Source organism: uncultured Algibacter sp., assembly GCF_905480415.1.
GTDB lineage: Bacteria > Bacteroidota > Bacteroidia > Flavobacteriales > Flavobacteriaceae > Algibacter_B.
On the sequence record NZ_CAJQQI010000087.1, the window covers coordinates 1 to 6,474 of the forward strand.

A 6,474-nucleotide genomic window follows, 5' to 3' on the forward strand; every position below is an offset into this window, starting at 1 on the left:
AAAAAGAAAACGGGGTATCTTTGCGTACCAAATTGTTTGCTTATAATAATAAGTTAAATCAGTTAGGAAGTAAACTTCCTGGCCTTGCAAATTTTGTTTTTTCAAACAGATTTACATCTACAATATTAAAAAAATCATTTGGTATTGCTAAAGAAAGAAGTTTGCCTTTTATTTCAAATAAAAGTTTAAGTAAGAAGTTTCAATTATCTGATAATAAATTAATTAAAAATAAAATTGCGAATTCCGTAATCCTGTTTAATGATGAATTTACAAATTATTTAGACACCCAAATAGGGGTTGATGCAATTGTACTTTTAAGAGCATTAAACTACGAGGTTAAGTTGATTGACAATGCTGAATCTGGACGGTCATTTTTATCAAAAGGTTTATTAGAACAAGCCAAAGATGTTGCTAATAAAAACGTGTCTCTATTTAAAGATATGATTTCTTCTGACACACCATTAATAGGCATAGAGCCTTCAGCAATTTTAACTTTTAAAGACGAGTATTTAAGATTAGCAGACGATAAAACTTCCGCGGAAGCGATATCAAAAAACACTTTTTTAATAGAAGAGTTTATTCAACAAGAAATAGGTTTAGGAAACATAAAACCAGAACAGTTTACTTTGGAGTCCAAAAGCATCAAGTTTCACGGGCATTGTCATCAAAAGGCTATGAGTAACCAATTGTCAAGTTTTGCAGTATTGAATTTGCCGAAAAACTACAAGGTGACTATAATACCAAGTGGGTGTTGCGGAATGGCGGGCAGTTTTGGTTATGAAAAAGAACATTATGAAGTAAGTATGCAGATTGGGGAGCAAACCTTATTTCCAGCAGTAAGAAAAGCTGCAAACGATACTGTAATCGCTGCAAACGGAACAAGTTGTAGGCATCAAATTAAAGATGGAACTAATCGTGATGCCAAACATCCAATTTCAATTTTAAGAGAAGCACTTGTATAGTATGCAGTCACAGTTGGTAGTTTTTAGTTTCTAAATCATCTTTTTTTGTCATATCAAAATGAGGTAAGATTTAGGCATCTCATTATCATATTTTGGCTAAATAAACATTTATAACTTCAAGTCTTTTCAAGAAAACAGAATTTCAATTTCCGTATGTCTTAGAATAGATTTATTTTAGCACCAAAATTCTACTTATGGCAGGAAATTCATTCGGAAGACTATTTAACTTAACAACTTATGGTGAATCTCATGGACCTGCATTAGGCGGTGTTATTGATGGTTGCCCATCGGGTATAGAGTTAGATATAGATGAAATTCAAAACGAATTAAACCGAAGAAAGCCAGGGCAGTCGGCTATTGTTACACAGCGTAAAGAACCTGATACAGTAAAGTTTCATTCAGGTATTTTTGAAGGAGTAACTACCGGGACTTCTATTGGTTTTGTTATAGAAAACACTAACCAAAAGTCTCATGACTACTCACACATAAAAGATAGTTACAGACCAAGTCATGCCGATTACACCTATGATAAAAAATATGGTGTAAGAGATTACAGAGGCGGCGGCCGAAGTTCTGCTCGCGAAACGGCATGTCGTGTTGTGGCTGGTGCTATAGCAAAACAAATGCTAAAAGGGATTGAGATTACGGCTTACGTTTCTGGAGTTGGAACAATGAGATTGGATACACCATATAATGAAATAGACCTTTCAAAAGTGGAATCTAATATTGTGCGTTGTCCAGATCAAGAAATGGCCTCTAAAATGGAGACCTATATTAAAGAAGTACGCGGAAAAGGAGATACCGTTGGTGGTATTGTAAGCTGCGTCATTAAAAATGTACCTGTTGGGTTAGGCGAACCTGTGTTTGATAAATTACATGCCGAATTAGGAAAGGCTATGCTGTCTATAAACGCTGTAAAAGGTTTTGAGTATGGTAGCGGATTTCATGGAAGTACTATGTATGGAAGTGATCATAACGATTCTTTTAACAGTGATGGGTCAACGAAAACCAATTATTCTGGAGGTGTTCAAGGTGGAATAAGCAACGGAATGGATATTTATTTTAATGTGGCTTTCAAACCTGTAGCGACACTTATACAAAAGTACGAAACGATAGATAAGGCTGGTAATACAGTAGAAATGCAAGGTAAAGGACGTCACGACCCTTGTGTGGTGCCTCGTGCTGTTCCTATAGTAGAAGCTATGGCTGCTCTAGTTATAGCAGATTTTTACTTAATTAATAAGCTTTATAATTAGAAGCTATTTCCCGCTTTCCACTATATCTTTTTAAAGCTATTTTATTATTGGGGTGAAGTACGTGGCAATCTGTTAATGCTTTTTCTTAGTCAAAGTTTAGCTTTCTTTAAATTTAAAAAGGATGCCGTTTCAATCGGGGCTAAGCTATCCGCTTTGGTTTAACTCTTACCTGAAAAATAAGTCAGTTGTAAAGATTATTTTAAATAAATTTAATTTAATACTCTATTCGGGTTTCTGTCCACGATGTTTCCAACGTTTGTGGGTCCAGAAGTAGTATTCCGGAGCTTCATTAATTTGCTCTTCAACACGCTTTAGGGCAAGGTCGGTAATCTCAAAATCTGCATAATCTTTAGTATTTCTATTGATATCTAGGAAAGTAGCTTCATAATGACCACGTTTTACCTTTTTTACCTTTAAAAAAAGAGTGACCATATCCAAACGTTTTGCAAGTATCTCAGCACCAACATGAACAGGGACTTCTATACCCATAAACTCCTGCCAATAAACCGCTTTATTAAGTTTAGGAGATTGGTCAAAAACAAAACCGTTAAACGTTAACTCGTTATTTTCTTTAGCTTTTATAAGTATAGAAAATGTTTCTTTAGTCGTTATTAAATGGCTGTTATACTTCGCACGTATGCGTTTTACAAGCGCATCAAAATATTTATTGCTAAGTCTCTTGTAAACAGCATAGCCTTTATGGTTTACATGCGTTTGTAAGATGAAAATCCATTCCCAACTGGCATAATGCCCCATAAATAAAACGATGCTTCTGTTTTCTTTTTCAAGCTTATGAATTTCTTCAACATTAGTAAAAACATAACGTTTTTGCATTTCGGCTTCAGAAATCGTGATTGACTTTATGGCTTCAAACATCATATCACATAAATGATGATAAAACCGCTTTCTAATTAAAGATATTTCTTGATTTGTTTTTTCTGGAAATGCTAATTTTAAATTATTTGTAACCACTTTTTTTCTGTAGCCAATAATGTAATAAAGTAGTATATAAAAACCATCGGATAAAAAATACAGTAATCTAAAGGGCAATATAGATATTATCCATAACAGAGGATAAACCAAAATATAAACTAGAAATTGCATGAATTAGTTTTAGATTTGTAGCGCAAATATATACTATACTAATTACAAACAATAATTAATAGTATTCTAGAATAAACGTTTATACCACATGGGGAAATTAGATTTAGTAACTATTATAATAATTGCGGCTAATGTCATTATATCATATAAAGGCTTTAGTGATTATAGTTTTTTTGATAAGTATAAGTTTCAGGTCGGTGGCGTGCGGCGTGGTGAACAAATAAGAATGGTTAGTTCTGGGTTTTTACATGCAGATACACAACATCTATTATTTAACATGTTGTCGCTATACTTTTTTGCAGATGTTGTTATAACACTCTTAAGCCCAATTCAGTTTCTTTTTGTGTATTTTGGAAGTCTTCTCGTTGGTAGTTTGTTGTCCCTTTATTTTCATAAAAATGAATATCATTATAGTGCAGTGGGAGCAAGTGGAGCGGTAAGTGGTATTATTTATTCCGCAATTTTATTGCAACCAGGAATGAACCTTTATATGTTTTTTATTCCCATTCCTATTCCTGCCTATATTTTTGGTATTGGCTATTTATTGTATTCTATTTATGGAATGAAAAATAGAATAGGAAACATTGGTCATGACGCACATTTTGGAGGTGCTATTGGCGGATATTTAATTACTTTAATATTGTCACCGTGGTTATTTGAAACGAATTTGTTGATGATTGTTTTATTGGCTATTCCTATTGCTCTTTTGTTTGTTTTGAAAAAGATGGGAAAGGTGTAAAACCTGAACTTTTAATTTTTTTGAATCTCTATTTTCATATATGGCATAGCTATTGAATTTATAGAGGTGTTGCGTATGTTTATCTAATTTCAATTTACTCATATTCAGCATGTTATTATGTTTAATATAAAACATCAAAAATCATCAATTTTGTTTTAATGACAGATTGACCTAGAATATATTTATGAAGAAATCTAAATTTACTACCCTTGACAGTTTGTCATTACAGGAGTTTGATGAAAACTCAGAGTTAATTCCGTTAATGACACCAGAGGACGAAGAAGCTATAAATAATGAGGAGTTACCGGAAACTCTACCAATCTTATCCTTAAGAAATACGGTGCTGTTTCCTGGTGTTGTTATTCCTATAACTGCTGGTAGAGATGCATCAATTAAGCTTATAAATGATGCTAACAAAGGCGGGAAAGTTATTGGTGTAGTTGCTCAAAAAGATGAATCTGTTGAAAAACCGAATGCAAAAGATATTCATGAAACCGGTACGGTAGCTAGGATTTTGCGTGTTTTGAAAATGCCTGATGGTAATGTTACTGTAATTATTCAAGGAAAAAAACGTTTCAAAGTAGCCGAAGTGCTTACTGAAGAGCCATACATGAATGCAACGATAAGAGACATTCCTGAGGCAAAACCGGCTCAAAAGAACAAGGAGTTTTCAGCAATAATAGATTCTATTAAAGAATTAGCCTTAGAAATTATAAAGGAAAGTCCAAACATTCCAAGTGAAGCTTCTTTCGCTATAAAAAATATTGAAAGCAACTCGTTTTTAATCAACTTCGTGTCATCGAACATGAATCTTTCTGTTACTGAGAAGCAAGAGCTTTTAGAAATCAATGATCTTAAGAAACGTGCTTTAGCGACGCTTAAGTATATGAATGTTGAGTTTCAGAAATTAGAACTTAAGAATGATATTCAGTCTAAAGTTCAAATGGACATGAGCCAACAACAGCGTGAGTATTTCTTGCATCAGCAAATGAAAACCATTCAAGAAGAATTGGGAGGCGTAAGTCATGATGAGGAAATTGATGAGATGAAAGCTAAAGCTAGTAAAAAGCTTTGGGATGAAGATGTAGCTAAACATTTCGAAAAAGAAGTTGCTAAAATGCAACGCATGAACCCTCAGGTGGCTGAATATTCTATTCAAAGAAATTATTTAGAGTTGTTTTTAGATTTACCATGGAATGAGTTTAGTGAAGATAAATTCGACCTTAAACGTGCCATGAAAATTCTAAACAGAGATCATTTTGGTTTAGAGGATGTAAAACAAAGAATTATTGAATATTTAGCAGTAATCAAGCTTCGAAATGATATGAAGTCTCCTATTTTATGTCTTTACGGACCTCCAGGTGTTGGAAAAACCTCATTAGGTAAATCGATAGCTGAAGCTCTAGGTAGAGAATATGTTAGAATTTCATTAGGCGGTTTAAGAGATGAAGCAGAAATTCGAGGACACAGAAAAACGTATATTGGAGCGATGCCTGGGCGTATTATTCAAAGTTTGAAAAAAGCAGGGACATCAAATCCAGTTTTTGTTCTTGATGAAATTGATAAGCTTTCAAATTCAAATCAAGGTGATCCGTCTTCAGCAATGTTAGAAGTGCTTGATCCTGAGCAAAACAGTGAGTTTCACGATAACTTTTTAGAAATGGGTTATGACCTGTCAAAGGTTATGTTTATTGCAACCTCCAATAGTTTGTCTACTATTCAGCCTGCTTTACGAGATAGAATGGAAATCATCAACGTTACAGGATACACTATAGAGGAGAAGGTAGAAATCGCTAAGCGTCATTTATTGCCAAAACAGTTAAAAGAGCATGGTTTAACAGATAAGCATCTAAAAATTGGTAAACCTCAATTAGAAAAAATTGTTGAAGGTTATACACGTGAATCTGGTGTTCGTGGTTTAGAAAAGCAAGTCGCAAAAATGGTGCGTTATGCGGCCAAAAACATTGCTATGGAAGAAGACTATAGCATCAAAGTTTCAAACGAAGATGTCATTAAAGTTTTAGGTGGACCAAAGCTTGAGCGTGATAAATATGAGAATAACAATGTAGCTGGAGTGGTCACTGGTTTGGCGTGGACTCGTGTTGGTGGTGATATTCTGTTTATAGAATCTATACTTTCAAAAGGAAAGGGTACTATGACCATTACAGGAAACCTTGGTAAAGTCATGAAGGAGTCTGCTACAATTGCTATGGAGTACATTAAATCTTATGCTGATGAATTTGGAATCAACCCATCGGTTTTTGATAAATATAATGTGCATATTCACGTACCGGAAGGCGCCACACCTAAAGATGGACCAAGTGCAGGTGTTACCATGTTAACATCATTAGTGTCACTTTTTACTCAGAAAAAGGTAAAGAAAAGTTTAGCTATGACAGGCGAAATCACATTG

General features: G+C 34.1%; 4 protein-coding genes and 1 pseudogene. 4 read left to right on the top strand and 1 reads right to left on the bottom strand.

The window, feature by feature from the left end:
• Positions 1-962, top strand: a pseudogene (locus tag QZ260_RS06310) (FAD-binding oxidoreductase); the annotation flags it as partial.
• Between the two features lie 194 nt (positions 963-1,156).
• Positions 1,157-2,218 carry a chorismate synthase gene (gene aroC / locus QZ260_RS06315; RefSeq protein ID WP_295984102.1) on the top strand — a complete coding sequence of 354 codons (1,062 nt, stop codon included), beginning with the start codon at positions 1,157-1,159 and terminating at the stop codon, positions 2,216-2,218.
• Between the two features lie 222 nt (positions 2,219-2,440).
• On the opposite strand, the gene QZ260_RS06320 is transcribed toward aroC, so the two are convergent.
• Positions 2,441-3,322 (bottom strand): lysophospholipid acyltransferase family protein, encoded by an 882-nt coding sequence (locus QZ260_RS06320; protein ID WP_295984104.1) that lies wholly within the window; start codon positions 3,320-3,322, stop codon positions 2,441-2,443.
• 88 nt (positions 3,323-3,410) lie between these two features.
• Between QZ260_RS06320 and QZ260_RS06325 the strand changes: the two genes are divergently transcribed.
• Both QZ260_RS06325 and lon read left to right on the top strand, forming a co-directional pair.
• A complete protein-coding gene (locus QZ260_RS06325; protein ID WP_271560051.1) occupies positions 3,411-4,061 on the top strand; it encodes a rhomboid family intramembrane serine protease in 651 nt (216 codons plus the stop codon).
• A gap of 184 nt (positions 4,062-4,245) precedes the next feature.
• Positions 4,246-6,474, top strand: a 2,229-nt coding sequence (lon, locus tag QZ260_RS06330) for an endopeptidase La (RefSeq protein WP_295984108.1), incomplete at its 3' end; no start/stop codon positions are given.

Bases quoted from the DNA above. Each gene is read 5' to 3' on its own strand.
- QZ260_RS06320 (WP_295984104.1), bottom strand. From the start codon at position 3,322: ATGCAATTTCTAGTTTATATTTTGGTTTATCCTCTGTTATGGATAATA.
- QZ260_RS06325 (WP_271560051.1), top strand. From the start codon at position 3,411: ATGGGGAAATTAGATTTAGTAACTATTATAATAATTGCGGCTAATGTC.
- aroC (WP_295984102.1), top strand. From the start codon at position 1,157: ATGGCAGGAAATTCATTCGGAAGACTATTTAACTTAACAACTTATGGT.